Source organism: Polaromonas sp. P1_F1, assembly GCF_056405795.1.
In genome coordinates this window covers 346,063-372,943 of record NZ_JBFUBJ010000003.1, presented here as the reverse complement: position 1 = coordinate 372,943, position 26,881 = coordinate 346,063, and the positions used below count along the sequence as shown (strand labels likewise).

The window sequence follows — 26,881 nt, the reverse complement described above, 5'->3', positions numbered from 1 at the left end:
GTTGTGCCGGCTTGCGCTGCAGCGACAGAAACCTCAGATGTAGTGCGCCGTTGTTGTCATGACACGCGCCGCAGAGCGCATCAGGGCCTTGACCGGCTCGGGTAACTGCAGCGCGCCGGCCTGCTCGGCATCGCGTGCATGCAGCGCTTCATCGTCTTTCATTTGCGCCACGATGGCGCGCGACTCATGGTCGCCTGCCGGCAGGCGCTCCAGGTGGCTTGCCAGGTGCGCTTCAACCTGGCGCTCTGTCTCCACGACAAAACCCAGGCTCAGGCGATCACCGAGCCGGCTCGCGACCAGGCCCAGGCCGAAGGCGCCGGCATACCAGAGCGGATTGAGCAGGGAAGGCCGGGCGCCGAGTTCGTCGAGCCGGGTTTTTGTCCAGGCGAGGTGGTCACCCTCTTCACGGCTGGCCTGCAGGAAGTGCTCTCGCAGGGCCGGGTCGCGGGTACCCAGGGCCTGCGCGGCGTAAAGGGCCTGCGCACAGACTTCACCCACGTGGTTGACGCGCATCAGTGCGCCTGAACGCACCTTGTCCTGCGCGGCAAGCTCGGTTTTCTCACCGGGTACGGTTGGGCAGGTACGGCTGGCGCGCGGGGCGGCAAAAAGCGTGCGAAGGGCGCCGTCGGCGGCATTGAGTGCGGTATCGAGTGCGGTGGTCATGGTGCTTCGGTTCTTAGGGACGGAATGGTTCCATGTTATCCCTCGTCCGGTGGAATGGAAACGGCCACAAAAAAGCCCCCATGCGGGGGCTTTTATGAAAGGAAGGCCGGATCGGGATCCGGACGCAACCTTGATCTTTAGAACGTGTGGCGAATACCCAAGGCGATGTTGGTGGAGCCAACGCCTGCAGCAGACGTCACGCCGCCGAGGAAGCCATTGCCACCAGGGGCTGCCTGGCCTGAGCCCTTGTTGTCGAAGCGGGTCAGCACGGCATTCAGGTTGGTGCGCTTGGACAGCGCATAGGTGTAGGTCACGCCGTATGAGCTTGTGTCGGCATCTGCTGGACGCTTGTCATCAAGGCGGTTGTACGCCACAACCCACGTGTGTGGGCCGCTGGTCATGCGGTAACCGATGTGCGCCAGGTTGGCGTCCTGCCGGAAGGCATTGTTGTAGGCGGCTTGAAAGGCTGCGCCTACAGCTGCGCTACCGCTAGCGGTGGTAACGGTTGCGCCGATGGTGGAGAGGCCGCTTGGGTTGTCATCCTTGATCGTGGCGTACTGGCCGTACAGGGTACCGGGGCCTACGTCAACCGTTCCGCCCAGTACATTGTTTTCCAGTGACTTCTGACCGAGCTCATTGTTGCGCTGGTTGCGGCCAAAACCGAGGGAGAATCCATTGCCTTTGTAGATGACCATGCCGCCGAAGAAACGGCTGGCGGAGTTGCCGACCGTCGCGGTAGATGCCTCTCCAGCGCCATACATCAACGCTGCGGTGACGCCGCCTGTCTGAATGCCGTATTGCAGCGTATTGCTCAGGCGAATGTCGAAAGCCGGCGGGAAGCTGGCAATCTGGCCGGCTGCCAGGCTGGACTGGGTCTGGGACGCGTCAAAGGTGGCGCCAACCAGGTAGCCAGGCGTGTACTGGCGGCCGAGTGTGAACGCGCCGACCGGCGTGATCAGGCCCACGAATGACTGACGGTCGAACAGCCGGCTGCCTGTGGTACCAGGCAGGTTCACGCCAATCGTGCTTCCGATCGATGAATTTACAGCAGTGATCAGCGCGGCCGTAGAAGCTGCCGGAATGGGAAGCGTGGTCAAGCCAAGTCCTGCGGCGGTAGACATGCGATCCGGCATTTGAGTACCAGAGGCTGCTGAATTCGACATGGCTCCCGTGTCGACTTCAAAACGGTTCTCAAGCGTAAAAATGGCCTTGTAGCCGCCGCCGATGTCTTCGGTCCCGCGCAGGCCGAAGCGTGAACCTTCCATGATGCCACTGGCAATGTGGGTGATCGCCCCGCTTCGCAGGCCGGTGACATGGTTGACGCCGCCATCAACAATGCCATACACGGTCACAGTGCTTTGTGCCATGGCGGCGGAAGTGGACAAAAGTCCCATGATCGCAGTTGCAACGAGGGTCAGTTTTTTCATGGAGTCTCCAGAGAGTTTTAATTGAGGGAAAACCTTCGCAGTCATTGCCGTAAATGCACACACCGGCTTGACTCGATGGAGCAAAGATTAGTGGGGATGCGGCGGCCCGTAAAGAGAGGCAATACGGGGGGTATCACTTTTGCGACAGGGGAAAACCCGATGTTTTCCTGCCCCGGTTGATGTTGGCGGCAAACCTTGGGAGGCTGCCAGGAAATTGTGTTTCCCCTCTCAAATTCTGATGCTGAAGATCGTTTTAAGCGAGGCTGGAGAACGACGCAGTCATGCGCAACCGGTGGCTAGGGTTTGACCTCTAATCCGGGGCGTCTGGCGGGTTGGCGGCAGCAGAGTGACTCGCGTTTACAACGGTTCATGCCACATTGCGCCAGCCTGTCCCCTTTCCTGCCTGTTTTTTTGAGCCATAACGCTTCCCGGAGACAAAAAACGACTTGGGTTTGTGTTTTTCACCAAGGCAGGGCATCTGGGGGCGGGTGCCCTGCTTTGGGGCGGCCTGCCTCGGCTGCCTGGAAGCTTCCCTCGTACGGCATCGCCCGGCCGGCGCATTCGTGCGCGCACCTCCAGCGTGCGCAAAATGCGATGCGTTGTTAGGGACCAACAACTCGGGTATGAACGTTGCTAATAGTAGAGATAAGGCTTGGTGTGATTTGTGACTCTTTGGTTAAATCGGTCTAAGGGTAGTCACTGAGCCCTTATAAATGTTTGTTTCGTAGCAGTGTTTTGTTTTCCACCTTTTTGGAGATTTTCTAATGATGAAGAAAAGCCTAGTTGCTTTGGCTGTGCTGGCAGTTTCCGGCATGGCTTCTGCCCAGTCCACCGTGACCGTTTATGGCCTCGTGGACGCTTGGGTTGGTACCGTCAAGGACAACAACATCAGCCAGTCCGGCGTGAACGTTGCCCATCCTTTTTCCGGTAGCGGTGGTGGTCTGCAGACCAGCCGTTTCGGCCTGAAGGGTTCTGAGGACCTCGGCGGCGGCCTGAAAGCCAACTTCCTGCTGGAAGCCGGCTTTGATCCCAGCACCGGTGCTGCAAACAACTACACCAACCCCTATACCGCCGCGACTTCCAATGCAATCTTTGGCCGTCAGTCCTGGGTTGGTCTGTCTGGTGGCTTCGGTGAGCTGAAGCTCGGCAAAATGTGGACCCCGTACGACATGGTCAAGGGCTCCGGTGCCGCTGGCTTTGACTCGCTCCTGTTCGCGCCTTCCACCAGCGTGTGGGCCAGCAACAGCTACCAGGATCGTCCAGGCAATTCCGTGTACTACCAGACCCCCGATCTGGCTGGTTTCTCTGCTGCTGCGATGTACAGCTTCGGCGAAAACAAAACCGCTACTGTCAGCGCCGGCAAGATCGCCAGCTTTAACGTTGCTTATGCAAACGGCCCCATCGGCGCTTCTTTGGCCTATCAGACCGAAAAAGCCACTGGTGCCAGCACTGCCATCAAGTACACGCAGTTGAACGGTTCGTATGACTTCGGCGTGGTCAAGCTGCTCGGCGCTTACGGTACTGTGAAGAACGGCACCACCCCCGTGACCGGTTTGGCACAGGACAAAGCGACAGAGTATCAAATTGGCCTTGACTTCCCAGTCAACAGCACGTTCACCCTGTCCGGCGGTTATGCCCGCTCCAAGAGCACCCGCCCAGCTGGTGCTTCCGAGCTGAAGCGTACCGGCTATAGCCTGGCTGGTCTGTATGCGCTCTCCAAGCGTACGAACCTGTACGCTGGTGTTCAGAGCGGCAAGGAAACCGGTGCCGGTGTGACCGATCGCAAGACCAGCACCTACGGTGTTGGCGTTCGCCACACGTTCTAATCCAGGTTGGATCTAAACCCGGGCTTGCCTGGGTTCTCTCAAAAGCCGTTTCAGTGAAACGGCTTTTTTCTTTGGGTCGATTGAAATCTGGCTAAAAAGCCGATTCTGGCAAGCAGAAATCCTGGGTTTTCGCTGGCGTTGTTTCTTTTCCACGGGTCCCCGCCTATTTGTGGCTTGAGCACAACGGCTTGACTGTTTTTTCGGGCATTCCTTTGCGAATTGAAGCCCAGTCTGGTGCAATAGACCCAACTTCCCGAAACGGGGGTTGGCCCGGGTCTCTGGTGGTGCCATAAAGGCGAAAGTCTGAAATGGTCCCCGTGCCGGAGCCCTATGTTTAACCTTGGAGAAACTCTCAATGAAAAAGACTCTTATCGCCCTGGCTGCACTCGCTGCAACCGCTGGCGTCGCACATGCCCAATCCTCTGTGACCCTGTACGGCGTTGCCGATGCATTCGTTGGTCAAGAGAACGTTAAAGTTCAATCGGCTACCACCAACACCAGCATCAGCAACAGCAAGGTCGACGGTAGCGGCTTGAGCAGCTCGCGTTGGGGCATGCGCGGTAGCGAAGACCTCGGCGGCGGCATGGCTGCTGTGTTCACCCTCGAAGGCGGCTTCGGCATTGACAGCGGTGCGTTGGCCAATGCCGGCGGCAGCAGCGCAACCGCTTCGGCCAGCGTCCTGTTTGGCCGTACCGCTTCCGTGGGCCTGAAAGGCAGCTTCGGTGAAGTTCGCCTCGGTCGCCAGTACACCGCTTACGACTCGCTGCGCGGCGCTACCAACAACACGTATGACTCCAACACGTTCGCCACCAYCGGCACCGTGTGGGGCGTTGGTCTGCAAGACTACAGCAACCGTGCCAACAATTCCATCCGTTATGACTCCCCAGTTTTCTCTGGCTTCAGCGGTTCGGTGATGTACGCATTTGGTGAAGACAAGTCGGCAACGGTTTCTGCTTCCAGCAGCGCCAGCGCCCACATCAAGTACGCCAATGGCCCTCTGCTGGTCGGTTACGGCTACCAGGCTGAAAAGTCCAACGGCATCAGCACGATGTTCTCCGGCGCGAACGGCCTTGGCGCCAACAGCATCGCTTCCGCTGCCAGCAACGCAGGTACCCCATCTCCGCTCGTGACTACCCGCAAGTACAACTTGCTGGGCGCTACGTATGACTTCGGCGTTGCCAAGCTCGTCGGTAGCTACAACACCGCCAAGGGCCTGATCGCCGCTGGTGTGGATGCCAAGGACAAGGAATACCAAGTGGGCGTGAGCGTTCCGTTTGGCGCCGCTTCCATTGCTGCTGGTTATACCCGTACCAAGAGCGAGTTCGCCGGTATCAGCCGCAAAGGCACCGGCTACAGCCTGCTGGGTACCTATGACCTGTCCAAGCGCACCACGCTGTACACCGGTTACACCAATGTCAAGGGCGAGTCCGCAACGGACCTGACCCGTACCGACAAGAAAACCTTGTTCGCTGCTGGTGTTCGCCACACGTTCTAATCTGAAGCTGGCTTAAGCCAGTTTTTGATGAGAATCTGAAAGCCGTCTCGGGGTAACCCGGGGCGGCTTTTTTCGTGAAGAAAGACACATGTACACGTTTGATGCCGTGAGTCGTTGAAATTGGTGAAACTTTTCCGCATCTGCCGCGTTAAATGCGCAGGTTCTGCTATTTGAGTCAACTCGCAATAGATACTACGGTTCATCGTCGTCAGCCCCAATCTCTCAATGCCATTGCTACATCGCCACTTTTTCCTGTGCACGTTGCGTTTGCTGGCTGCCGGTTGCGTGCTCCTTATCGCGGGTTGTGCGGGATTCGCACCTTCCGCACCTGCAGCAGGCACGAACGTCGACTGGACTTCGGCGTCGTCCACAAGCACTACCGCAGATGCCATCAAGTGGCAGCACTGCACATTTCCGGGCAAGAAGTCGACACGCTACCGTGCTGTGCGCATGGACGGGCGCAATGCCATCCTCGGTGAATCCGACAGCGCCGCCAGCATGCTGCGGCAAAACCTGCGTATAGAGCCCGCAGAACTTGGAACCCTGGGCTTTTCCTGGAAGGTGCCGAAGATGATTACGGGTGCGGACATGACGCAACGCGACAGCGATGATTCACCCGTGCGTGTGGTCCTGGCCTTTGAAGGTGACAGGTCGAAGTTTTCCGCCAAGAACGCCATGCTTTCAGAGCTTGCATTGGCACTGACAGGCGAGCCGCTGCCTTATGCGACTCTCATGTATGTCTGGGGCTCTCACAGCGCGCCAGAAAGCGTGATCATCAATACACGGACCGACCGGATCCGCAAAGTGGTGATCGAATCCGGTCCCGGCCGCCTTGATCGCTGGCTCGATTACCAGCGTGACATTCGTGCCGACTACCAAAAGGCCTTCGGCGAGCCGCCCGGCGCTTTGGTCGGTGTCGCCATCATGACTGACAGCGACAACACGCGCCAAATCACCAAGGCATGGTACGGCCCCGTCAGCTTCAAAAGCAAAACTGCAAGCATGGTGGCCAGGCCCGCAATGGCGCCGGAATTGCTGCAGGTTTCACAAACCCCTGGATTTGCACCGCTATCCCTTCAGGACTAGTATTTAACCTGCTGAACTCGGGACCCCACTGACATGCGCGCTCCGGCCAATCTTCCAAGTGCTTCATCCATTCAGCCTGCTGCAGCGGGAGATATTGCAAACCCCGACCGCCCCTCTCCGCTTCGCGCCTCCGGCCGGGCCTTTGCGCAAATAGCGCAGTACCACCCCGAACTGACCGCCTTCCGGCGCGACCTGCATGCCCACCCGGAACTCGGGTTTGAAGAGGTTTACACCTCCAGCCGGGTAGTGCACGCGCTCAAGTTATGTGGCGTAGACGAGGTGCACACCGGTGTCGGTAAAACAGGTGTTGTGGCCGTCATCAAGGGTCAACAGCCAGCCAAGGCTTCCGGTCAACCCGGTTTTAAGCCCATGATCGGATTGCGCGCTGACATGGATGCGCTTCCCATGACAGAGCACAACGAATTTGGCTGGAAGTCCGCCAAGGCCGGGTTGATGCATGGATGTGGACATGACGGGCACACCACCATGTTGGTGGGTGCTGCCCGTTACCTCGCAGAGACGCGCAATTTTTCCGGCGATGCCGTGCTGGTTTTCCAGCCCGCGGAAGAAGGCCGTGGCGGTGCTGATGCGATGATCAAGGACGGCTTGTTCGAGCGTTTTCCCGTGCAAGCCATTTACGCCATGCACAACTGGCCCGCGATGCAGCCTGGCACCATCGGGATCAATCCCGGCCCCATGATGGCCGCAGCCGACCGCATCACCATCGAGATTACCGGCAAGGGCGGTCACGGGGCACACGCCTATCTCACGGTCGATCCGGTGCTGGTGGCCGCTCACATCATCACCGCGGTGCAAGGCATCGTCTCGCGCAACGTCAAGGCCATGGACAACGCCGTGATCAGCATTTGTGCCATCCAGGCAGGCGACCTGGGCGCGATGAGTGTGGTGCCTGGCAATGCCACACTGGTCGGCACGGTACGTACCTTCAAACCGGAAGTGCAGGACCTGGTCGAGCGGCGCCTCAAGGAGTTGTGCGCCGCAGTGGCGCAGGGCTTTGGCGCCACGGCCACCGTCAAGTACGAGCGGATCTACCCGGCCACCATCAACTCACCGGTCGAATACGAGCTGGCCACCAGCGTCGCCGAACAACTCGTGGGTGCAGAGAACGTTGTGCGCAACCTTGAGCCCAGCATGGGCTCGGAAGACTTTTCCTTCATGCTCAGGGTCAAGCCGGGTGCCTACTTGCGCCTGGGCCAGGGCGAACAGTTGCCCGATGGCAAAGGCGGAACCATGGGCGGCGTGGGCAGCCGCTTTTTGCATAACAGCTGCTATGACTTCAATGACAGCGTTCTGCCGCTGGGCTCCGCGCTGTTTGCAGGAATTGTCGAACGTTCGCTGCCGTTGCGCTGATTTGCTATTAATTTAATAGCTGCTCGCGCACACCCCTTATGGGCTGCGGGTGAATTCTTCTTGATACTCCAGGGGGCCGCCATCACAGGCGGGGCGACGCAAGCTACGTCTGCGCCTCACCTGTCTGTGCCCGTCTCAGGCATAACGCTTATTGCGCAGGTTGTTTTTCATTTCCTTGAGCAGCGGCTGTAGCTTGCTGCCGATGCGCAGTGCCACACAGGTTGCCAGGATGTCGATGATCATCAGGTGCATCAGGCGTGACACCATGGGGCTGTAGCGGTCGTAGCCCTCGGGGTGGTCGGCTGCCAGGTGGATGTTGCCGGCCGCGGCCAACGGCGAACCGGTGACCGTGATGACGATCGTGGTCGCGCCGTTCTTGCGGGCGATGTCGCAGGCGTCCATCAAATCGCGCGTGCGGCCAGAGTTGGAGATCACCACCACGCAGTCGCCCGGCCCCAGCAGCGAGGCGCTCATCACCTGCATGTGGCCGTCGCTGTAGGCGATGCTGGTGATGCCCAGGCGAAAGAACTTGTGCTGCGCATCCTGCGCCACGATGCCCGAATTGCCCACGCCGAAGAACTCAATCCGCTTGCCTGTGTTGTAAGTGGCCAGCAACGCGTCGGCGGCCCGTTCAACGGCTACGGAACTCGCGTCGTTGCGGTATTTCAAAAACGCCGCCACCGTGTTGTCGATCACTTTGACCATCACGTCGCCGGTCTTGTCGTCCGCGTCCACGCTGCGGTGGATGAAAGGTACGCCCTCACTCACGCTGCCCGCCAGCTTGAGCTTGAAGTCCGACAGCCCGTCATAACCCATGCTGCGGCAAAACCGCACCACAGTCGGCTTGCTCACATGCGAGCGGCTCGCCAGCTCCGTGATCGGCAAATTGGCAAATGCCCGCGGATCGGCCAGCACCAACCGGCCCACGCGTTGCTCCGCTGGCGCCAGTGACGGCAATGAAGCCTTTATTCGATCAAGCACGGGAACTGTCCTCCCTACGCTGCAAGATCTCACAGGTCTGCCAAATACCAGTCCGAGCCGCGGAACCGGCTTTGCCGGGCCGCGGGCGGGGCGCCCCCTCGGGGGGCAGCGAACCACACGCAGTGGGGAGCGTGGGGGCTAACATTCTTCGGACCAGCAATAGCCGTCTCTGGCAATCATCGCGCTCGCAGCGCTGGGCCCCCAGGTGCCGGCGGCATAAGGCCGTGGCGCACTCGCCTGGCTGCTCCAGCTGTCCATGATGGGCTCGACCCAGCGCCAGGCTTCTTCCTGCTCGTCGCTGCGCACGAAAAGATTCAAGCGCCCGTCGATCACATCCAGCAGCAGCCGTTCATAAGCGCCCACGCGCTCGGAGCCAAAGCGTTTGTCAAAATCCAGGTCCAGTTGCACCGGCGCCAGCGAAGGCGTGCCGCGGCCTCCCGTGCGCTGGTCGGCACCCTGCGCAAGCAGGTGCAGCTCCAGGCCGTCCTTGGGTTGCAGGTTGATCACCAGCCGGTTGGCCACATTGGAGCCGGCCAGCGCCGACTTGAAAATCGCGTGCGGCGCGGGGCGAAAGTTCACCTCGATGTGCGCATCGCGGCCGGCCAGGCGCTTGCCGGTGCGGATGTAAAACGGTACACCGGCCCAGCGCCAGTTGGCGATCTCGGTGCGCAGGGCCACAAAGGTTTCGGTCCTGCTGTCAGGGGGCACGCCTTTTTCGTCGCGGTAGCCGGGCACGGCTTCGCCGTCGATGTTGCCGGCCGCGTACTGGCCGCGCACCACATGCTGGCTCAGCGTTTCAGGCGTCCAGGCCTTCAGCGATCGCAATACCTTGAGCTTTTCGTCACGGATGGCATCGGCGTGCGAGTTGATGGGTGGTTCCATGCCGATGGCGCACAGCAGCTGCAGCGCATGGTTTTGCACCATGTCGCGCAGCGCGCCGGTGCTGTCGTAAAACGCACCGCGCTTTTCCACGCCCAGGTCTTCGGCGATGGTGATCTGGATGTTGGCAATCGTCTCGCGGCGCCACAGCGGTTCAAAGAGCGAATTGCCAAAGCGCAGCGCAAACAGGTTCTGCACCGACGGCTTGCCCAGGTAGTGGTCGATGCGAAAGATCTGCTGCTCGCTCAAAACACTGCGTACCGTCTTGTTGATGGCGCGGTTGGACGCCAAGTCGTGGCCCAGCGGCTTTTCCAGCACCACGCGCGTCTGCGGGCCATTGAGGCCCGCGGCGGCGATCTGCTCGCAGACCGTGGTGAAGAGGCTGGGCGCGGTGGCCACGTACATCACCACCACGTCGGCGGGCCGCTGCTGCAGTTTCGCAGCCAGCGCGGCATAGTCGGCCGGGTTGGAAAGGTCCATGCGCAGGTAGCCCAACATCGCCGCGAAGCGCGAGAACTCCTCTTCGCTCGGCCGCTTGGCCAGCTCGACATTGTCAAACCGGGACTTGATCAGCGCGCGGTACTGGTCGTCCGACAAATCGTCGCGTGCCACGCCCACAATGCGCCCGCCCTCCGGCAACGAGCCGTGGCGGAAGGCCTGGAACAGGGCCGGCATGATCTTGCGCCACACCAGGTCGCCGGTGCCGCCAAACAGGATGAGGTCAAAACTCATGGTAAAAAATTGTCTTGGTAATAAAGTTTCATATTCTATGGGCATAATGGTAACTCGACATCGAACCCGTGAAATGCCTGCATCCAGGCACAGCACGGTGTTTCATCCGGACCACTCCGCGTTTTGACCAGCCACCTAGCCATGACCCAACTTGACGCCCTGAAACAGTTCACCACCGTAGTCGCTGACACCGGTGACTTCAAGCAACTGGGGCAGTTCAAGCCGCAGGACGCCACCACCAATCCTTCCCTCATCCTCAAGGCGGTGCAGAAGGCCGACTACCAGCCCCTGCTGAAAGACACCGTGAGCCGCTTCAAGGGCCGGGCGCTTGACGAAGTCATGGACCGTCTGCTGGTGCGTTTTGGCTGCGAAATCCTTTCCATCATTCCGGGTCGGGTCTCGACGGAGGTTGATGCCCGCCTGAGCTTTGACGCCAACGCCACGTATACACGCGGCGAACGCATCATCGAGCTCTACCAGGCCGAAGGCATTCACATTGACCGCGTGCTGATCAAGGTCGCCGCCACCTGGGAAGGCATACAGGCGGCTGAAAAGCTGGAGCAGCGCGGCATCCACACCAACCTCACGCTGCTGTTTTCGTTCTGCCAGGCCATCGCCTGCGGCCAGGCCAAGGTCCAGCTGATCTCACCTTTTGTGGGCCGTATCTATGACTGGTACAAAAAATCTGCCGGCGCCGCCTGGGACGAAGCCGCCATGTCCGGCGCCAACGATCCCGGCGTGAAGTCGGTGCGCGAGATCTACAACCATTACAAGCACTTCGGCATTGCCACCGAGGTGATGGGCGCGAGCTTTCGCAACGTGGGCCAGATCACTGCACTGGCCGGCTGCGACCTCCTGACCATCAGCCCGGAACTGCTGGCCCAGCTTGCCGCCAGCGATGTCGCGTTGCCGCGCGCACTCGATGCCAAAGCCGCAGCGGCGCTGGATTTGCCCCCAGTGAACTTTGACGAAGCCGGATTCCGTTACGCGCTCAACGAAGACGCCATGGCCACCGAGAAGCTGGCCGAAGGCATTCGCGCTTTCGCGGCCGATGCCGTGAAACTTGAGCAGCTGATGCTGGCCGCATAACCTCCCGCACAGGACACGTCATGAACCGACCGCGTTGCGACCAGACTTCCGCATGGCCTGCGCTGCAGGCGCTGTATGCCGCTTCCGGCAAAGATTTCGACCTGAAGGCTGCATTTGCTGCCGATCCGGATCGCTTCGCCAGCTTCAGCCAGGACGCTCCCCACGTTTTTGCGGATCTTTCCAAAAACCTGATCGATGCCGCCAGCCAGGCCTTGCTATTTGACCTTGCGCGCGCGTGCGGGCTGGAGCAGCACCGCGACGCGATGTTTGCCGGGGAACTGATCAACGGCACCGAAAAGCGCGCCGTGATGCATTTTTTACTGCGAAATCCGGCCGTAGCCCAATATGAACGTGCGCCAGCAGCTATTAAAAATATAGCAACCGAGTTGGCCCAGGTTCACACCACGCTGGACGCGATGCTGGCGTATGCCGAACAGGTGCGCGCGGATGCCGCCATCACCGACGTTGTCAATATCGGCATAGGCGGCTCCGACCTGGGACCCCAAATGGCGGTGTTGGCGCTCGGCGAATTCGCCGCCACCGGCAAGCGCGTTCACTTTGTCTCCAATGTGGATGGGGACGAGCTGGCTACCGTGCTCAAGGGGCTCAAGCCGCAAAGCACGCTGTTCCTGATCGCGTCCAAAACCTTCACCACCACCGAGACCATGACCAACGCGCATTCGGCCCGGCGCTGGTTTGAGGCGCAAGGCGGACGCGACATCAGCCGGCATTTCGCCGCACTGACGACCAACGTCGCGGCAGCCAACGAATTCGGCATCAGCACCACCTTTGGTTTCTGGGACTGGGTGGGCGGGCGTTATTCGCTGTGGTCGGCCATCGGCTTGCCGGTAGCCATCGCCATTGGCGCAGCCGGCTTTCGCGAGCTGCTGGCCGGCGCGCACGCCATGGATGAGCACTTTCGCACCGCACCCCTGGAGCGCAACCTGCCGGTGCGCCTGGGTCTGCTCGACGTCTGGTACCGCAACTTTCATGGCTTTACCAGCCGCAGCATCGCGCCCTACAGCAGCGCGCTGCGCCGCCTGCCGGCCTACCTGCAGCAGCTGGAGATGGAGAGCAACGGCAAACGCGTGGATGCGGACGGCAAGGCTTTGCCGTTTGAAACGTCCCCGGTGCTGTGGGGCGAACCCGGCACCAACGGCCAGCACGCCTACTTTCAAATGCTGCACCAGGGGACGTCGGTGGTGCCGGTCGAGTTTGTGGCGGTGAAAACAGCCGCGCACGTACCGCACGACCTGCCGGGGCATCACGCCAAATTGTTGGCCAACGTTCTGGCCCAGGCGCAAGCCTTGATGACCGGCAAAGAAGAGGTCGGAGGCCACAGGCATTTTCCCGGCAATCGTCCCAGTACTTTCCTGTTGCTTGAGCGGCTCACCCCAGCCAGCCTGGGCGCGCTGATTGCCCTGCAGGAGCATCGTGTGTTTGTCAGCGGTGCGATCTGGGGCATCAACAGTTTTGACCAGTGGGGCGTCGAGCTCGGGAAGGTGCTGGCCAAAGACATCGAGCCACGCCTGCACAGCGGGGACGTCTTTGGCCTTGATGGCTCGACCGCCGGCCTGCTACGCAAGATTGCCGGCTGAATACCGCAAAAGTGTGCGTTTTTCCATTGCGGGAGCGCGCGCTTCCGTGGTCAACTTGCCACTTCGCCGATTTTTCGATGGCTTCGCATCATGTCTTTTTCCCTTCCGCTTCGCCGCCTTTTCCCCCGTTTTTCGATGTTCGCTGCAGCGTTTCTCACGCTGGCTCTGGTCTCCGGCTGCGCGACACGCCCGGCGCCCGACGAGGACACCGATGTCGATGAGCCGGTCAGCCGCGGCGGCACGCTGGGGCCGGCGGAGGGGGTGACTGGCACCGCCTGGGCCGAGATGTCGGCGCCGCCCAAGGCCGGTGAGCTCAAGCCAGACGACCTCAGGTGGGAAATCTTCCGCGTGCCGGGCAAGCAGCCGGCCAGCTACAGCTATGTGCGTCATGAGGGCCGCGACGCGGTGCTCGCAAAGGTCGAGGCGTCCGGCAGCATCCTGCGCCATCGCCACCGCATCGAGCCCGACCAGCTTGGGCTCGTGCGCTTTTCCTGGAACGTGCCGTACGCCGGTGCGGGCACCAACCTTGCACTGCCGCAACTCGAGGATGTGCCGGTGCGGGTAGTGCTCGCGTTCGAAGGCGACCGCTCGCGGCTGTCGATGAAGAACTCCCTGTTGTCCGAGTTGAGCCGGCTGCTGACCGGCGAAGAAATGCCGTTCGCGACACTGGTTTATTCGTGGTCGCGTGTCAACCGGCCAGGCGAAGTGGTCGTCAACGACCGCACCGACCGTATCCGCAAGATCATTGTCGACTCGGGCGACCACGGCTACAACGAATGGCGCAGCTACGAGCGTGACATCCGCGCCGACTACCGCAAGGCCTTTGGCGAAGATCCGGGCGCTTTGCTGAGCTTCGCTGTCTTCACCGAAGGCGAAAAAAACGAGGGCCAGCTGCAGGCCTTCTACGGGCCACTCAAGCTGGTGCCGGCTTCGGCTGTCGCGCGCAAATAGCGCCGCGACCGGTCGGCGTGCCTACGCCGACAGATTTCATTTTTCTGCCTCTTGAGCAAGCAACGCCGGCTAGCGGCCTGTATTGGCAGAGCGCGTCACGTTGGCCTTGACAATTTGTTGCATCTAATAATGCAAAGTTTAGGGAAATTACCACTCCTTCAATGCAACAAAGTATTGAAGTTCTCTTATCTGGTATCAAACCCGCAAGGACCTTTCTTCAAAATGCAGTGAACGGCAAAGCGGCCGTTTTGACTGACATAACGAAGGAGACACCTTATGAAGCGTTTTATCCAGGCAGGCCTGGTGCTTGCACTCTCGGGCGCCGGCATGGCCCATGCTGTGACCGAACTGGTGGTGGCGACGGTGAATAACGGCCACATGATCGAAATGCAGAAGCTCACGCCGGTTTTCGAGAAGGCCCATCCCGACATCAAGCTCAAGTGGGTCACGCTCGAAGAAGGTACGTTGCGTCAGCGCGTCACCACCGACATCGCCACCAAGGGCGGGCAGTTCGACGTGATGACCATCGGCCTGTACGAAGCGCCGATCTGGTCGAAGAAGGGCTGGCTGCAGCCCATTGCCACCGATGCCGCCTATGACGTCGACGACCTGTTGCCGGCCATCCGCGCCGGCCTGTCGTACGAAGGCAAGCTCTACGCCGCGCCGTTCTATGGCGAGAGCTCGATGCTCATGTACCGCAAGGACCTCGCCGACAAGGTCGGCTTCAAGATGCCCGAGCAGCCCACCTGGACACAGGTGAAGGAACTGGCCGGCAAGATCCATGATCCGAAGGCCGGTGTGTATGGCATGTGCCTGCGCGGCAAGCCGGGCTGGGGCGACAACATGGCCTTCCTGACCACGCTGGTCAATACCAACGGCGGCCAGTGGTTCGACATGCAGTGGAAACCGCAGATCGACACCAAGCCGTGGAAGGACGCGATCGGCTTCTACGTGGACCTGATGAAAGCCTACGGCCCGCCCGGCGCCTCGGCCAACAGCTTCAACGAGAACCTCGCACTCTTCAACGAAGGAAAGTGCGGCATGTGGGTGGACGCAACCATCGCCGCCTCGTTTATCAGTGATCCGAAGCAGTCGAAGGTGGCCGACAAGGTGGCCTTTGCCCAGGCCCCTGTTGCCGTCACGCCCAAGGGCGCCAACTGGCTGTGGACGTGGAACCTGGCCATTCCGGCCAGCTCGACCAAGGGCGCGGCTGCCCAGACCTTCGTGAAGTGGGCTACCTCCAGGGAGTACATCAATCTGGTCGCCAAAGAACATGGCTGGGGGACGGTACCCACCGGCACGCGCAAGTCGACCTACGCAAACCCAGAGTTCCAGAAGGTTGCGAAGTTTGCTGCCGCCGAGAAGAAAGCCATCGACAGCGCCAACCTCAGCGACAGCACGCTGCCCAAGTCGCCTTACGTCGGCGTGCAGTACGCGGCCATTCCCGAGTTCCAGGCCATCGGCGTGGCGGTGGGGCAGCAGATGAGCGCAGCGCTGTCGGGCAAGGTCACAGTGGACCAGGCCCTGAAGACATCACAGACAGCCGCCGAGCGCGAGATGAAAAAGGCCGGGTATTACAAGTAAACCCACAGGCAGCATGCCCTGCCCGCGGACCGGTGAAGCCGGATCCGCGGCAGTTCTGCCCCGACGCCCGGGACCCACAACATGAACCGCCTCCTGCCTCGCGCGCTCATGGCGCCCGCAGTGCTCACGCTCTTCCTCTGGATGATCGTGCCGCTCGTGATGACCCTGTACTTCTCGTTCGTGAGCTACAACCTCATGCAGCCCGGCGACCATCCGTTCGTCGGCATCGAGAACTTCCAGTACTTCATCACCGATCCGGACTTCTGGCCCGCGACCTGGAACACGCTGCTGCTCATCGGCAGCGTGATCGTCATCACGGTGGTGTTCGGCGTGCTGCTCGCGCTGCTGGTGAACGAGCCCTTTCCGGGGCGAGGCATCGTCCGCGTGCTGCTTATCTCGCCTTTTTTTGTCATGCCCGCAGTGAACGCATTGCTGTGGAAGCACATGATGATGAACCCGATCTACGGCGTGCTTGCCGATCTCTGGCGTTTTTTCGGTGCGCAACCGGTCGACTGGCTCACCGATGTGCCGCTGTTGTCGGTGATCATCATGGTGGCCTGGCAATGGCTGCCCTTTGCCTGCCTGATCTTCATTACCTCGCTGCAGTCGCTCGACCGCGAGCAGATGGAAGCGGCACGCATGGACGGTGCAAGTTCGTTCCAGCGCTTCTTCTATCTCATCATTCCGCATCTTGGCCGGCCGATGGCGGTGGTGATCATGATCGAAATGATCTTTCTGCTCAGCGTGTTCGCCGAGATCGCCATCACCACCAATGGCGGCCCGGGCAACGAGAGCACCAATCTCACTTACATGATCTTCAAGCAGTCGCTCATGAACTTTGACGTGGGTGTGGCATCGGCAGGTGCTTTGTTTGCAGTGGTGGTGGCCAACATCGTGGCGGTGTTCCTCATCCGTATCGTCGGCAAGAACCTCGACTAAGGGAACGACTGTGCAACCCAGCAATTTTCTTCCGCAACTGCTGCGCACCGTGGGTGCGTGGGCAGTGGCGCTGCTGCTGTTCTTTCCGCTCGGCTGGCTGTTTCTCACGGCCTTCAAGACTGAACTGCAGGCGATTCATGTGCCGCCGCTCTTTATTTTCGAGCCCACGCTAGACAACTTCAGTGAAGTGCAGCGCCGCAGCGACTACTTGCTGTACGCGCGCAACTCGCTCATTACCAGCCTTGGCTCAACCCTCATCGGCCTGTTGATCGCGGCACCTGCCGCGTACTCGATGGCCTTCTTCCGTACGAAGAGGACGCGCGACATCCTGATGTGGATGCTTTCCACCAAGATGATGCCGGCGGTGGGTGCGCTGGTGCCGATCTACGTTCTCGCGCAGACCGCGGGCCTGCTGGATTCGCTCACCGCGCTGACCATTGTGTTCACGCTGGCGAACCTGCCGATCATGGTGTGGATGCTCTACAGCGCCTACAAGGACATTCCGAACGAGATCCTGGAAGCCGCACGCATGGACGGTGCGAGCCTCTGGACCGAATTTCGCCATGTTGTGCTGCCGCTGTCGGTGGGCGGTCTCGCTTCGACCGGCCTGCTGTGCCTGGTGCTGAGCTGGAACGAGGCCTTCTGGGCGCTCAACCTCAGTTCGGCCAAGGCCGGCACGCTGGCGACATTGATCGCCTCGTACTCCAGCCCCGAAGGGCTGTTCTGGGCCAAATTGTCAGCCGCCTCGCTGATGGCGATCGCACCGATCGTCGTGTTCGGCTGGTTCAGCCAGAAACAGCTGGTGCAAGGCCTGACATTCGGTGCGGTGAAGTGAAAGGAATTGACCCATGGCTTATCTGGAACTCAAGAACATCGAGAAAAGTTTCGGGGAAACCCAAATCATCCGCGGTGTTGATCTTGAAATCAACAAGGGCGAGTTCATCGTCTTCGTCGGACCTTCGGGTTGCGGTAAATCGACACTGCTGCGCCTCATCGCGGGGCTGGAGCCCATCACCCAAGGCAACTTGCTGCTGGACGGCAAGGACATCACCTGGACGCCTTCGGGCAAGCGTGACCTGGCGATGGTGTTCCAGAGCTACGCGCTCTACCCGCACATGAGTGTGTACGACAACATGTCCTTTGCGCTCAAGCTTGCGGGCGTGCCGAAGGACGAGATCCAGGCCAAGGTCGAGTACGCGGCCAAAACGCTCAACCTCACCCAGTACCTGGGCCGCACACCGAAAGACCTGTCGGGTGGACAGCGGCAGCGGGTGGCGATTGGCCGCGCCATCGTGCGTGCACCCAAGGTGTTCCTGTTCGACGAGCCCTTGTCCAACCTGGATGCCGCGCTGCGCGGCAACACGCGCGTCGAAATCCACAAGCTGCACCGCGCGCTCGGCGCGACGACCATTTACGTCACGCACGACCAGGTCGAGGCCATGACGCTGGCCGACCGCGTGGTGGTTCTCAGGGACGGGCTGATCGAGCAGGTCGGCACGCCGCTCGAGCTCTACGACCACCCGGCGAACCGGTTTGTCGCGCAGTTCATCGGCATGCCGTCGATGAACATGGTGGCGGCAAGCGCGATTCCGAGCTTCTCGGCGGCCACTGGCGGGCGCCTGCCGAGCGATGGTTTCCTGGGTGTGCGGCCGGAAGGCTTGCGCGTGCATCCGAGGCAGGCCGTTGCTTTGGGTGTGCAAGGCCGCGTGGAGCTGATCGAGGCACTCGGTGCCGACACCCTGATTCACGTCGACGTCGGCGGCGTGCCGCTGATAGCGCGCCAGAACGAACGGACACCGCTGCATGCCGGTGACGATGTAGCGGTCGAGCTCGACTCCTCGGTGCTTCATCTGTTTAACCGTGAAGGCCGTGCGGTTCCGGCCTGATTTTTCTTTTTTCTTCGGACATTCCCCTTGACTCTCGCAACAGCGCTTCCTGCGAAAACGCCATTGGCGCCTTCGGAATTCACGGTGCTTCACCTTGGACTGGGTTCATTTCATCGAGCCCACCAGGCCGTTTATCTTCAGCGGTTGATCGACGCGGGCGACACCCGTTGGTCCATCGTGGGCGCCAACATCCGGCCCGACATGGCCGAGGTCGTCGCGGCCTTGCAGGCACAGGGCGGGCGTTACACGCTGGAAACCGTATCGCCGGCCGGCGAATACCGCTATGAACAGATTGAGGCCATCCGCGAAGTGCTTCCCTGGGAAGACTCGCTGGCTGCGGTGATCTCTCGCGGCGCGGCGCCGTCCACGCGCATCGTTTCATTCACCGTGACCGAGGCAGGCTACTACCTCGACACGAAAGGCAAGCTGGACTTGTCTTTCAATGATCTCGCGGCAGACCTTGAGCGCGCACGCCGCGGCGAGGCGGGCGGGGAGGGCGTGACCATCTACGGCGCCGTCTGCGCGATCCTGCGTGCGCGCAAGGCGGCGCAGGCCGGCCCCGTGACCCTGCTCAACTGCGACAACCTGCGCCACAACGGCGACCGCTTTCGTGACGGGCTGCGCGAATTCATTGAACTCACAGGCGACACCGGGCTGCTTTCGTGGGTCGCGGGGAACACCCGCTGCCCCAACACGATGGTCGACCGTATCACGCCGCGTCCGCCACCCGAGCTGCGCGCTCGCGTCAAGGCCGCCACGGGGCGGGATGATGCGGCTGCGATCACTGGCGAGAGTTTCATTCAATGGGTGATCGAAGACAACTTCGCGGCCGGGCGCCCCGACTGGGGCCGTGTGGGCGTGGAACTGGTCGAGTCGGTGCAGCCCTACGAGGAGGCCAAGATCCGCATCCTCAATGCCACGCACAGCTGCATTGCCTGGGCCGGCACATTGGTCGGGCTCGATTTCATCCACGAAGGAACACACCACGCGGCAATCCGGAAGATGGCCTACGACTATGTGACCGACGACGTGATTCCCTGCCTGAGTTCTCCCGACTCTCCCGGGCCGATCGACCTCACAGCGTACCGCGATGTGGTGCTCGAGCGCTTTGGAAATCCTGCGATCCGCGACACCAACCAACGCGTGGCGGCGGACGGTTTCTCAAAGATTCCAGGGTTTATCGCGCCCACGGTACGGGAGCGGCTCGCCGCGGGACAGCCAATCGACAGCGTCGCAATGCTGCCTGCGCTGTTCCTTGTTTTCCTGCGGCGCTGGCACCGGGGAGCGCTGCCCTATGTCTACCAGGACCAGGGTATGGACGAGGCCGTGGCCCGCGCGATCTGTGACGCTGTCGATCCTGTGCGCGCGCTGTGCTCCGACGCGGGGCTATGGGGCAGTGCCGCAGGCGATACACGGCTGACGGATGCCGTGCGCGGCGCGATCGGGCGGGTAGCCGGCTTTGTCAATTCAGGGGTAAAAAGAACATGAGCGAACGTCTGAAGGACCGTCATGTGCTTCTGACGGGTGCCGGTGGCGGCATCGGTCTGGCGGTGGCTGAAGCCTGCATCGCCGAGGGCGCGCACTGCAGCGTGGTCGACCGGGCCGTGGTGACGCCTGAAGTCGTGCAGGCACTGCAAAAACGCCATCCCGGCCGCCTGGTCTACATCGCGGCGGACGTGACGGACGCCCGGGCGATTGCGCACCTGCTGGCGCAGGCACAGGCCGCTTTTGGCCCCATTCATACTCTGTTCAACAACGCGGCCGTGTTCGATCTCGCGCCCCTGCTTGACAGTGATGAGGCTTCTTTCGACAGGCTTTTTGCCGTCAATGTGAAAGGCATGTTCTTTGTCATGCAGGCCGTGCTTCGCCACATGGTCGAAGCCGGCACGCAGGGCGCGTCAGTCATCAACATGGCCTCGCAGGCCGGGCGGCGTGGCGAAGCGCTGGTGTCGCACTACTGCGCCACCAAGGCCGCGGTCATCAGCTACACCCAGAGTGCCGCATTGGCCATGGCGCCGCATGGCATTCGCGTCAACGGCATCGCACCCGGTGTGGTCGATACACCGATGTGGGACCACGTCGACAGCCTCTTCGCCAGGGCAGAGGGGTTGCCCCCGGGAGAAAAGAAGCGGCGTGTGGGCCTGGAAGTGCCGCTCGGCCGCATGGGTGTACCGGCCGACATCGCGGGAGCGGCCGTATTTCTGGCCAGCGATGAGGCGCGTTACATCACGGCGCAGACCCTGAATGTCGATGGCGGCAACGTCATGAGCTGATTTTTAGGGGTGGAGCGCGATGAATGAAGACTTCCATCTGTACCTCGACAGTGCCGACCTGGCTGAGCTGCAGGCGTGCCTGCCGCATCCGGTGGTGCACGGCGTGACCACCAACCCCACGCTGCTGCGGCGAGCGGGTGTCGGGCGCGCCGCGGTGCCCGGCCTCCTGGCGCGCTGTATCGAACTGGGTGCGCGGCAGGTGCAGGCGCAGGTGTATTCCAGCGAAGTCGATGGCATGCTTGAAGACGCGCAGGATCTTTTGCCGCACTTCGAGCGGGGTCAGCTGGTCGTGAAAATCCCCGCCACGCGCCAGGGCTTCGATGCCGGCGCCCGGCTTGTCGCGCAAGGTGTGCCGGTCACGTGGACGGCTGTCTACGCGCCTGAGCAGGCGCACTTTGCCGCCCAACTGGGCGCGGCTTATGCGGCACCCTACCTGGGACGGCTTGAGGACGCTGGTGTGGACGGGCTGGCGCTGATCGCGCAAATGCAGGCGCTGGTAGCGCAGCGGCCTTCGTCCGGCACCCGACTTCTGGTGGCGAGCATCCGCTCCCGCGAGGCCTGTCTTTCCTTGCTCCGATTAGGTGTGGGCGCCATCACAATTGCGCCGCGCCTCTTTGCAGAATTGCTCGATCATCCCGCCACGCTGGCTGCCGAGCGCGGGTTCCTGGCCGACGCCCGCGCCTTGCCCTGACAGAGGACAATCCGGAAACCATGCGCATTGCACTCACGGGCGAAGCCCTGATCGATTTCACCGCCGACGAGGCGGGCACGCTGGCGTTCCTGGGCCACGAGGGCGGCTCGCCGCTCAACACGGCTGTCGCCTGCGCGCGCCTCGGACAGCCCACTGGCTTCCTCACGCAGCTGTCGACCGACCTGTTCGGCGAACGCTTGATGCGTTTTCTCGAACGCAACGGCGTGGACACCCGTTTTATCCTGCGCAGCCATGCGCCGTCGACCCTGGCCTTCGTTGAGCGCACACCGCAGACCAACCGCTATGCCTTCTACACGCACGGCAGCGCCGATGCGACCTGGGCACCCGAGCCGCTGCCGCAGTTGCCGGCTGAATGCCGCTTTCTTCATTTCGGTTCGATCGCGCTCCTGCAGGAACCTGCGGCCACGCGCATCACCGGGCTGATGACTGCCAACGCCGGGCGCCGTGTGATCGTGTTCGATCCCAACGTGCGGCCCAGCCTGATTTCCGATATGGCAGCCTACCGCGCGCGCGTCATGAGCTGGTTTGCGATGGCCGATCTGGTCAAGCTCAGCGACGAAGATGCCGGACTGCTGGCGCCCGGCAGGCCTGTCGATGCGTTGGCAGCGGGTTGCCTGCACGCCGGTGCGCGAGCGGTCATCGTCACGCGCGGCGCCGGCGGTGCCACGCTCTGGCGCACGGGGCACGAGCCGTTGACTGTGGCGGCACCGCGTGTGAAGGTGGTCGACACCATCGGCGCGGGTGACACTTTTACGGCCGGGCTTTCAGTCTCGCTGCTTGCGCATGGCGTCGAACACCCGGCCCAGCTTGGCGAGCTGAGCGGCGACGCCTGGCGCGCAGTGATGCGCTTCGCCGCCACGGCCGCCGCACTGAACTGCACCCGTGAAGGCGCTGATCCGCCTACGCTGGAGGCCGTTCACGCTGCGCTCGTGCGGGAGGACAATGAGACGGTTGCTTCACGGTCCTGACCCAGACTGCCATGACAACGTCCACATCCAAACGCTCGATCCCCCGTCAGCGCCAACCCGAGCTGGAGCGCGATATTGCGCGCTCCCCATCGCTCGGTTACGAGGCACCTGAAACCGGTCTGGTGCGCTGTCTTGCACACGGCTTCCCGAGCCCGCTGGTACGCTGGCATTTTCATGAAGAGTATGAACTGCACCTGATCACCGAGACCTCGGGCAAGGCGTTTGTCGGCGACTGGATCGGACCGTTCCAGCCCGGTCATCTGGTGTTGTGCGGCCCGCGCCTGCCGCACAACTGGATTTCGCTTGACGTGCCCGAAGGCGGTGCCGCGGGACGCGACCGGGTGATCCAGTTCCATCACGAGCCCATCGAGCGCGCGGCAACCGGAATTCCTGAATTGCGCGAAGTGATGCAGCTGCTCGAACGGGCACGCCATGGCATCGAGTTCTTCGGCATGTCGCAGCAGGCGCAGACGCACTGGGACAACATCAAGGCCGCGCGTGGAGTGCGCCGTCTCGGCCACTTTTTTGAATTCATGGCCGACCTGGCGCAATGGACGGACTACCGGCTGCTGTCGAGCGTACAGATGCAGGGCACACAGGGCGCTGATGGCGACGCGCAGGTTGACCAGATCAACGGCATCGTCAACCGCATTACCGCCAACATGGCGGAGCCGATCTCGATGTCGGTCGTGGCGGCCGAGCTCGGCATGAGCGAGAGCCGCTTCAGCCGCTTCTTCCAGCGCTCCACCGGCAACAGCTTTACCGACTTCGTCAACCGTGTGCGCATCAACAGCGCGTGCCACCTGCTGATGCAGACCGACCACAACGTCACCGACATCTGCTATCAGGTCGGTTTCAACAATGTCGCAAACTTCAACCGGCGTTTCCTGGAGATCAAGGGCATGACGCCTACCGAGTTCAGGCGGCAGACAGACGACCGTTTTGGCCGATTATCCTGATGGTCCTGTAGCGTGAAATTAAAACTTGTACCCCAGTTGCAAGGTGAAGCAATCAGGGTCAAGGCCCACATCGATGGTCTGGTTGGTACTGAGCGTGCCGCGGGTTTTCAGGAAAGTCTTGGTATAGCTGGCTTCTACAAACCATTTTTTGTCGAGGTTGAAAATACCGCCCAGTTGCAACGCGGGGGCAAATTTCGACTTGAAGGATACGCTTGTGGCGGGACCGCCTGGGTTGGTCAACGCGGTCAGCAGGGCTGTGCCGCGTTCCTTGTAGAACTTCACGTAGGAGAGGCCCGCACCCAGGTTAGGACGAAACCGGGCGTCGGCATCAAGAAACCGGTATTGCGCGATCAGCGTGATGGGCAAGGCCCGGGTGTCGGCCACTGTGCCAACGCCAGCGAGCACACCTGCGCCGCTGACGTCATGCCTGAAGCCCAAACCGAGCGGCAGGTGCAGGCTGATGTGGTCGGTGACCATGTAGTTTACGGCGGCCGTTAACCTGGAACTGTTGCTGACGTCGACTTTCGCGCCCTGAATTACGCCAGTTCCGGACGGCGCCGAAAGGCTGCCGCTGTTCACGGAAGGCGCAATCCGCGTGACGCCGGCCGACACGGACCATGTGCCTGCCTGTTGTGCAAAGCCGTATACGGAAGAAACCGCCAGGGCGGCCGCTATGAAGAGTTTCTGGGAGGGATTCATGGGCAAGTGCGAATGCGGGATGTGTTCGGGTTGCTATGGCGTCATTGTTTGTGCCGGCGGTATTCGCGCCATCGCACGGGGCGAGGGAAGTCATCCGGTGGCTCATGAGAAATCATGGTAGCGGCAGGCGCCAACGTGCAGCATCTTCCTCCCCGTTTTTGTGAAGAGACTGTGGCGCCGCAGACGAAAGGCCTTGCTGTGTGAAAACGTTTTTCGTACAAAGTGGACGAGCAATAAAAAAAGGGCCGCGAAAGCGGCCCTTTTTTGATGGAGCGAAAAGCTCAGGCAGGCATTACATGCCCATGTCGCCCATGCCGCCCATTCCACCCATGCCGCCTGGCATGCCGCCGCCGGCGCCGGACTCTTCTTTCGGAGCTTCGGCAATCATGGCTTCGGTCGTCAGCATCAGGGATGCGACGGAGGCTGCATTCTGCAGTGCGGTGCGGGTGACCTTCGTGGGATCCAGGATACCCATTTCGATCATGTCGCCGTAGGTGTCGTTGGCTGCATTGAAGCCGTAGTTGCCCTTGCCGGCCAGAACCGCGTTGACCACCACAGAGGCTTCGCCGCCTGCGTTGTAAACGATTTCGCGCAGGGGGGCTTCGATGGCGCGCAGCACCAGCTTGATACCAGCATCCTGGTCAGGATTGTCGCCGGCGATCTTGCCAGCAGCTTGCTTGGCGCGCAGCAGGGCGACGCCACCGCCGGCCACAATGCCTTCTTCCACGGCAGCGCGGGTAGCGTGCAGCGCGTCTTCCACGCGGGCCTTCTTTTCCTTCATTTCGACTTCGGTGGCAGCGCCAACCTTGATCACGGCAACACCGCCGGCCAGCTTGGCCACGCGCTCTTGCAGTTTTTCACGGTCGTAGTCGCTGGTCGCTTCTTCGATCTGGACGCGCACTTGCTTGACGCGTGCTTCGATGTCGGCAGCGGCGCCGGAGCCGTCGATGATGATGGTGTTTTCTTTGCCCACTTCGATGCGCTTGGCTTGGCCGAGGTCAGCCAGCGTCACTTTTTCGAGCGACATGCCGACTTCTTCAGCGATGACCTTGCCGCCGGTCAGGCAGGCGATGTCTTCCAGCATGGCTTTGCGGCGGTCGCCGAAGCCAGGGGCCTTCACAGCCACAACCTTCAGGATGCCGCGCAGGGTGTTCACCACCAGAGTTGCCAGGGCTTCGCCCTCGACTTCTTCGGCAATGATCAGCAGCGGACGACCGGCCTTGGCGACTTGCTCCAGGGTGGGCAGCAGGTCACGGATGTTGCTGATCTTCTTGTCGTAGAGCAGAACAAACGGGTTGTCCAGCAGTGCGGACTGCTTTTCAGGGTTGTTGATGAAGTAAGGGGAGAGGTAGCCGCGGTCGAACTGCATGCCTTCGACGACGTCGAGTTCATTTTGCAGGGACTTGCCGTCTTCTACGGTGATCACGCCTTCTTTACCAACCTTGTCCATTGCGTCGGCAATGATCTTGCCGATGGATTCGTCGGAGTTGGCGGAGATGGAGCCGACCTGGGCGATTTCTTTCGAAGTCGTGGTGGGCTTGGAAGCCTTCTTGAGCTCTTCGGTCAGGGCCAGCACGGCCTTGTCGATACCGCGCTTGAGGTCCATCGGGTTCATGCCGGCGGCCACGTATTTCATGCCTTCGCGGACGATGGCTTGGGCCAGAACGGTAGCGGTGGTGGTGCCGTCGCCGGCGTTGTCGGAGGTCTTGGAAGCGACTTCCTTGACCATCTGCGCGCCCATGTTCTGCAGCTTGTCCTTCAGTTCGATTTCCTTGGCGACGGACACACCGTCCTTGGTCACCGTGGGGGCGCCGAACGAGCGCTCCAGAACCACGTTACGACCTTTGGGGCCCAGGGTTACCTTGACGGCGTTGGCCAGGATGTTCACACCCTCGACCATGCGTGCGCGGGCTTCGCCGCCGAAAATTACGTCTTTTGCTGCCATGATGCAGATTCCTTAAAGTTTATGGATGAAATCGCCTGCTAGCCCAAGTAGGAGATGCGCCAGCAGCTATCAAATAAATAGCAGAAGAGAGGTTACTTCTCGACCACTGCAAACAGGTCTTCTTCTTTCATGACGAGCAGTTCGTCGCCGTCGACCTTGACGGTCTGGCCGCTGTATTTGCCGAACAGCACGCGGTCGCCAACTTTCACGCCCACGGGGCTCAATTCGCCCTTGTCGTTCTTCTTGCCTGGGCCAACGGCCAGCACTTCGCCCTGATCAGGCTTTTCAGCGGCGCTGTCAGGAATGACGATGCCGGAAGCGGTTTTGGTTTCGTTTTCCACGCGTTTGACGATCACGCGGTCGTGCAAAGGACGAAGTTTCATGAGAGCTCCTTGTTTGAGAACAATGGTTTTGGGAATCAAAAAGCACCCGCGTAAAAGTGAGTGCCTGTTAACTTGGTGGATTGACTGGGCTTTGTTAGCACTCAATACCATCGAGTGCTAATCATAGAGGCAATCAGGCCTGTTTTCAAGGTGGCGCCGCTGAAAACTGCTGTTTTGGTGCTTTAGCTGTGACCCGGATCGATTCTCGGGTTCCCACCCTGGCCGTCCGGCGGCATCCCGGAGGGGGAGCGAGTGGAGAAACGCTGACGGGAGACGAAGGGACGGCGTGTCGTCCTACGCTCAACTCAGGCTCCGCAAACCGGGGATTTTGGAGGCTGCTGGCTACTATTTATCCAGGTGTTACAAGCCGCTTCGTTCTTTAACGGGGTGTTGCGGATTGTTCTTTCCGTGCCATGTTGGCTCACAACCGCATCC

Annotated in this window: 23 protein-coding genes; 16 read left to right on the top strand and 7 right to left on the bottom strand. The window is 61.1% G+C overall.

Features of this window, described 5'->3' with window-relative positions:
• Positions 1-33: 33 nt before the first annotated feature.
• The gene (gene coq7, locus AC1DZE_RS11100) at positions 34-663 is read right to left on the bottom strand and encodes a 2-polyprenyl-3-methyl-6-methoxy-1,4-benzoquinone monooxygenase (protein ID WP_477669922.1); all 630 of its coding nucleotides are present in this window, start codon (positions 661-663) and stop codon (positions 34-36) included.
• Between the two features lie 137 nt (positions 664-800).
• A complete protein-coding gene (locus AC1DZE_RS11095) occupies positions 801-2,090 on the bottom strand; it encodes a porin (protein WP_477669921.1) in 1,290 nt (429 codons plus the stop codon).
• Positions 2,091-2,854: 764 nt separating this feature from the next.
• Here AC1DZE_RS11095 and AC1DZE_RS11090 point away from each other — a divergent pair.
• The 4 genes from AC1DZE_RS11090 (at position 2,855) to AC1DZE_RS11075 (ending at position 7,868) form a co-directional block, all read left to right on the top strand.
• A complete protein-coding gene (locus AC1DZE_RS11090; RefSeq protein WP_477669920.1) occupies positions 2,855-3,916 on the top strand; it encodes a porin in 1,062 nt (353 codons plus the stop codon).
• 355 nt (positions 3,917-4,271) lie between these two features.
• Positions 4,272-5,411: a porin gene (locus AC1DZE_RS11085; protein ID WP_477700030.1), complete on the top strand. Its 1,140-nt coding sequence runs from the start codon at positions 4,272-4,274 to the stop codon at positions 5,409-5,411.
• Positions 5,412-5,636: 225 nt separating this feature from the next.
• Positions 5,637-6,497 carry a DUF3047 domain-containing protein gene (locus AC1DZE_RS11080; protein WP_477672630.1) on the top strand — a complete coding sequence of 287 codons (861 nt, stop codon included), beginning with the start codon at positions 5,637-5,639 and terminating at the stop codon, positions 6,495-6,497.
• A 33-nt stretch (positions 6,498-6,530) separates the two neighbouring features.
• Complete coding sequence (locus tag AC1DZE_RS11075) at positions 6,531-7,868, top strand: M20 aminoacylase family protein (protein WP_477672631.1); 1,338 nt, start codon at positions 6,531-6,533, stop codon at positions 7,866-7,868.
• Positions 7,869-8,003: 135 nt separating this feature from the next.
• Here AC1DZE_RS11075 and AC1DZE_RS11070 read toward each other — a convergent pair whose 3' ends face one another.
• Both AC1DZE_RS11070 and zwf read right to left on the bottom strand, forming a co-directional pair.
• Complete coding sequence (locus tag AC1DZE_RS11070; protein WP_457282600.1) at positions 8,004-8,849, bottom strand: MurR/RpiR family transcriptional regulator; 846 nt, start codon at positions 8,847-8,849, stop codon at positions 8,004-8,006.
• Between the two features lie 138 nt (positions 8,850-8,987).
• Positions 8,988-10,460 carry a glucose-6-phosphate dehydrogenase gene (zwf, locus tag AC1DZE_RS11065; protein WP_477669916.1) on the bottom strand — a complete coding sequence of 491 codons (1,473 nt, stop codon included), beginning with the start codon at positions 10,458-10,460 and terminating at the stop codon, positions 8,988-8,990.
• 141 nt (positions 10,461-10,601) lie between these two features.
• Here zwf and tal point away from each other — a divergent pair, with 141 nt between their 5' ends.
• The 12 genes from tal to AC1DZE_RS11005 all read left to right on the top strand — a co-directional run bounded on the left by tal (position 10,602) and on the right by AC1DZE_RS11005 (position 23,419).
• Positions 10,602-11,549: a transaldolase gene (gene tal, locus AC1DZE_RS11060; RefSeq protein WP_477700029.1), complete on the top strand. Its 948-nt coding sequence runs from the start codon at positions 10,602-10,604 to the stop codon at positions 11,547-11,549.
• Between the two features lie 20 nt (positions 11,550-11,569).
• Positions 11,570-13,147, top strand: a complete 1,578-nt coding sequence (gene pgi, locus AC1DZE_RS11055) for a glucose-6-phosphate isomerase (RefSeq protein ID WP_477700028.1) — start codon at positions 11,570-11,572, stop codon at positions 13,145-13,147.
• A 90-nt stretch (positions 13,148-13,237) separates the two neighbouring features.
• A complete protein-coding gene (locus tag AC1DZE_RS11050; RefSeq protein ID WP_477669913.1) occupies positions 13,238-14,098 on the top strand; it encodes a DUF3047 domain-containing protein in 861 nt (286 codons plus the stop codon).
• A gap of 276 nt (positions 14,099-14,374) precedes the next feature.
• On the top strand, positions 14,375-15,682 hold the full coding sequence (locus AC1DZE_RS11045; RefSeq protein ID WP_477669912.1) for an ABC transporter substrate-binding protein: 1,308 nt from the start codon (positions 14,375-14,377) through the stop codon (positions 15,680-15,682).
• Positions 15,683-15,763: 81 nt separating this feature from the next.
• A complete protein-coding gene (locus AC1DZE_RS11040; RefSeq protein WP_477669911.1) occupies positions 15,764-16,621 on the top strand; it encodes a carbohydrate ABC transporter permease in 858 nt (285 codons plus the stop codon).
• Between the two features lie 10 nt (positions 16,622-16,631).
• Positions 16,632-17,456, top strand: coding sequence for a carbohydrate ABC transporter permease (locus tag AC1DZE_RS11035; RefSeq protein ID WP_477673960.1), 825 nt, complete (start codon positions 16,632-16,634; stop codon positions 17,454-17,456).
• A gap of 13 nt (positions 17,457-17,469) precedes the next feature.
• Entirely contained in the window at positions 17,470-18,507 is a 1,038-nt protein-coding gene (locus AC1DZE_RS11030; protein WP_477700027.1) for an ABC transporter ATP-binding protein, read from the top strand.
• Between the two features lie 84 nt (positions 18,508-18,591).
• A complete protein-coding gene (gene dalD / locus AC1DZE_RS11025; protein WP_477672752.1) occupies positions 18,592-19,995 on the top strand; it encodes a D-arabinitol 4-dehydrogenase in 1,404 nt (467 codons plus the stop codon).
• Entirely contained in the window at positions 19,992-20,780 is a 789-nt protein-coding gene (locus AC1DZE_RS11020; protein WP_477672751.1) for an L-iditol 2-dehydrogenase, read from the top strand. Before dalD ends, AC1DZE_RS11020 begins: the two co-directional genes overlap by 4 nt.
• Before the next feature lie 19 nt (positions 20,781-20,799).
• Complete coding sequence (locus AC1DZE_RS11015; protein ID WP_477669907.1) at positions 20,800-21,471, top strand: transaldolase family protein; 672 nt, start codon at positions 20,800-20,802, stop codon at positions 21,469-21,471.
• Positions 21,472-21,491: 20 nt separating this feature from the next.
• On the top strand, positions 21,492-22,460 hold the full coding sequence (locus AC1DZE_RS11010; RefSeq protein WP_477672749.1) for a carbohydrate kinase family protein: 969 nt from the start codon (positions 21,492-21,494) through the stop codon (positions 22,458-22,460).
• A gap of 11 nt (positions 22,461-22,471) precedes the next feature.
• Positions 22,472-23,419, top strand: coding sequence for an AraC family transcriptional regulator (locus AC1DZE_RS11005; protein WP_477669905.1), 948 nt, complete (start codon positions 22,472-22,474; stop codon positions 23,417-23,419).
• An 18-nt stretch (positions 23,420-23,437) separates the two neighbouring features.
• On the opposite strand, the gene AC1DZE_RS11000 is transcribed toward AC1DZE_RS11005, so the two are convergent.
• The 3 genes from AC1DZE_RS11000 to AC1DZE_RS10990 all read right to left on the bottom strand — a co-directional run bounded on the left by AC1DZE_RS11000 (position 23,438) and on the right by AC1DZE_RS10990 (position 26,446).
• Positions 23,438-24,118, bottom strand: coding sequence for an OmpW/AlkL family protein (locus tag AC1DZE_RS11000; RefSeq protein WP_477672748.1), 681 nt, complete (start codon positions 24,116-24,118; stop codon positions 23,438-23,440).
• A gap of 292 nt (positions 24,119-24,410) precedes the next feature.
• Entirely contained in the window at positions 24,411-26,063 is a 1,653-nt protein-coding gene (gene groL, locus AC1DZE_RS10995; protein ID WP_411877453.1) for a chaperonin GroEL, read from the bottom strand.
• Between the two features lie 92 nt (positions 26,064-26,155).
• The gene (locus AC1DZE_RS10990; RefSeq protein WP_007872916.1) at positions 26,156-26,446 is read right to left on the bottom strand and encodes a co-chaperone GroES; all 291 of its coding nucleotides are present in this window, start codon (positions 26,444-26,446) and stop codon (positions 26,156-26,158) included.
• Positions 26,447-26,881: the final 435 nt, after the last annotated feature.